4 protein-coding genes are annotated in these 3,237 nt (G+C 38.3%); all 4 read right to left on the minus strand.

The features are described 5' to 3' along the window. Positions 1–1,071: hypothetical protein (locus AC3LHT_RS08070; RefSeq protein ID WP_488662529.1), on the minus strand; the 1,071-nt coding region annotated here is incomplete at its 3' end. A gap of 13 nt (positions 1,072–1,084) precedes the next feature. Next, complete coding sequence (locus AC3LHT_RS08075; protein WP_488662530.1) at positions 1,085–1,468, minus strand: prepilin-type N-terminal cleavage/methylation domain-containing protein; 384 nt, start codon at positions 1,466–1,468, stop codon at positions 1,085–1,087. Positions 1,469–1,495: 27 nt separating this feature from the next. Next, positions 1,496–2,050 carry a PulJ/GspJ family protein gene (locus AC3LHT_RS08080; RefSeq protein ID WP_488662531.1) on the minus strand — a complete coding sequence of 185 codons (555 nt, stop codon included), beginning with the start codon at positions 2,048–2,050 and terminating at the stop codon, positions 1,496–1,498. 247 nt (positions 2,051–2,297) lie between these two features. Next, the coding region (locus tag AC3LHT_RS08085; protein ID WP_488662532.1) for a hypothetical protein at positions 2,298–3,237 on the minus strand (940 nt) is incomplete at its 5' end.

Genomic DNA, 3,237 nt, shown 5'->3' on the forward strand with positions numbered 1-3,237 from the left:
AGCCATAAACTGACCAAAATAGTAAGTTGTATCTTCATCGACTTTCATAGTTCCAGCAGGAAGAAACCAAGAAAGATATTTCTGATTGAAGTCTTCAGAATATCCATCTGGCATGAAATCTTTTACTTGCCCATTTGCATATAAATAACCCCCATCTACACTAAACGTGTTTGCTTCTATAACATTCTTAAAACCGTCTATATAAATCCATGTGGCATCTTGAGTGCTATAAACTGCATAGCTTTTATTTCCCAGGTTTGTTTCATATATACCATCTCCATCTTGATCAACCCTGATTTTCCGCATTGATTGCTGGAGGCTTGGATTTAGATGCAAGTCAAAATTCCAGGTTTCATACCAAATTTCACCGTTGAATACAGGCCCATAGCTATTTAAGTTAGAAGTATCCGGCGGAATTGTAAATTCGGCTCTAAGCCCCCCATTTCCTGTACCCATAGACCCAAAGAACATAGGACCGTAAAGCACCGACCCAGCCACCCATCGTGCTGTCGAATTGCTTTCAAGTTCAAATCTCCCCCAATTGCTGAAATATTTCGTAGTTACAAGCCCCCATAGATAAGTGCTTGCCCTCTTTGATTTCACTCTAACTACAGTTAAAAGGGTACTAGGAAAGCTTTTGTGGGGAATCATAACAACTTGCACATCCAAATTATTAGCCAGTTTTGAAAAAAGGGTTTCAAGGTCAACACGCGGGATGTAGTACGTGGTGTCACTGAATTTGCTGAACAGTTCTCTCCAGCCCTGGTTTTCAAGGGTATTAGAATTGAAGGTGCTTAGAAATTCTTTATAAAAAGCCGGTGTCGTCGCAGCTTTTGTGTATTCAGGATAATTGCTTAAAATCAATGAACTATAATCCATGAACTTCTTTTGCACATACGAATAATTGGCAAAGAAAACATTTCCTGCGCATAACTGCAATTCTGCCTTGTTTATATTGTTGAAAAGGTGTTCAGTTCTTCGTGTAGTTGACTTCAAAAGTGTTAAAGCCATTATTGAAATAAAAAGCATCAATATAATTGAAAGCGGTAAGACGACTCCTTTTTTTCTCATTTAAGTCACCCTTTCAACGCCAGGAAGCGAGAGGCCTAACTGCGAGATAAATTTTTTGGCTCTTATCTGGTGCTAATTGCCAAAATTCCAGGTTTTCAGACAGATAATCGATTACTTCATCTGAAATTCCTTCATTCTTCAATTCCTGAAAAAATTCATCCAATTTTTGATAACGAGTAAGATTGGTAAAATCCGTGGGGGTTCCTGTGTTATCAAGAGCCCATAAGGCTGATATCCCTCTTCTTATATCGTTAAAATCTCGCATGTTGCTATAAGCATCATGCAAATTAGAATTGACAGAAACAAAAACCTGAAAAACCACTACCAAAATTGCTGAAATCACAAGCAAAGTAATAAGCATCTCTATTAAACTCAATCCAGTCTTCCTTATATTCATGTTGCCTCCTCTTAAAAGTGGCAAATTTCAACGGATGTTTATTAGAAAAACAGACGATTTGTGTTCATACTTAGTTCCATTCTTATTTATGGTGATCTTATAACTAATGCTTCGTGTTCCAAGAGAAGTAAACTCAAACTCCAATCCTTCTTTAGGAGTTGTAGACAATATTATATTTACACCAGAGGGTTCGAGGTTATTTACTGTAATCACCTTTTCTTTTGAAAAATCAGAAGTCTGGAAATTCTTTTCCCATACTTTTATTTTCCCATTGTAGAAATAAATCTGCTTGGTGATTTTGGTTTTTGTCAGCGGGATAAAAACTGAATACCTGAGACCTCTATACTTTGTTTCTCCTTTTACTTTGACAAGATTTATGTACCTTATGTCCGGACCAGCCTTTGAGATTTCTTGCTGTAAGATGCTATTTGCTTCAAATAGATCTCCATAGGTATCAACCCTGTTCAAAGCCTTCAGCGATGTCCCTGCTGTTTTGGTGAAAAAGGACATTATGGCGACTAAAGTTATAGAAAAAACCAACATCGTGATAAGCATTTCAACAAGTGTGAATCCTTTTCTCATAATTCCTCCCATATTCTAAAAATACACATGATATTTTTTCTAAAAATTACAACGTAATTCGAGTTTTCATAATTATTTGTTCTGTTAACCGAAAAAACGCAATATAATTAAGCATTTGTTTCGGACCTGTTATGCTATGTTTATTTGGCAAATAACAGTCCCACAAAGACTGGACTGCTGCAAAACTATGCCAGTTCCTCTGTGAAAATGGGAAGAGTTTGATTTATACAGATTTGTTTCTTTCGAACTATTCTGCAACTTCCAGCTCTATCGTATTGTATCCAAAGCCATTTGGGGTTTGGATTTTCATGTAGGATAGCTTTCCAGTTGCGAGATTGTAGGCAAACTGCTGAAAGAAATTCGCTCCAGATTGTTGGATAACCACTGCATTCATATGATTATCCAATGTTCCTTTGTAAATAACTGAAGTCTTGATTTTTGTTAATTCGTCATAATCAAGAATCTGATCTTGCGGAATTTGAGCAAGAGCGGCAATAGGAATCCACAAAGGACCGTTTAACTGTGCATTTCCACAGACATTGTATATTTCAGAGGGAAGCGTATCATACTGGGAGACGGTTGTTTTGAATAAATCCCAATTTTTGCCTGAAGCTACAACTGCAATCTTTACCTGCATAGGAAAGGAAGTGGGGTAACTGCCAGGAATGTTTACAGTATAAGCGCCAGTATAACCTTTTGCCGGAACAGTTGTGATTTCCCTGTTAATTCCAACCCACGGAATCGCGACAAGCCTGCTGGAAATAAATTGTAAATGGCTGGATTGGACATTTCCGCCAGACGGGACATGGAGCTGCCAGTACAGTAGCACCCCCGTTTCTTTGTCATACATATACACGTTTTTTCCGGATTCTGTTTTGTATTCGATCCTGACCCCTTGAATAGTTTTTCCACCCATTTGGAAAGGCATTTCCGCAGCGACAGAATTTTCTGATTGAAACCGGTCAAGGTGCTTAAATACGACAGGATTCATCCAATAATCGCAAATACCACATTTTTCCACACCACCTGTAGTTATTGAAGGGAAGTATTGTCCCTTGGATTCCAGATAATACGTTTGCAAAAGCACGACATTCCCTTCTTCTAAAGCAACAATGTCCACTTGCAATATTCCCGCTCCAGATGAAGCGGCATCAGGCAAACCACCGCCGGGTTTTATCGTGGCAGTC

It is taken from the genome of Kosmotoga sp. (assembly GCF_982836095.1).

Bases quoted from the DNA above. Each gene is read 5' to 3' on its own strand.
- AC3LHT_RS08075 (WP_488662530.1), bottom strand. From the start codon at position 1,468: ATGAATATAAGGAAGACTGGATTGAGTTTAATAGAGATGCTTATTACT.
- AC3LHT_RS08080 (WP_488662531.1), bottom strand. From the start codon at position 2,050: ATGAGAAAAGGATTCACACTTGTTGAAATGCTTATCACGATGTTGGTT.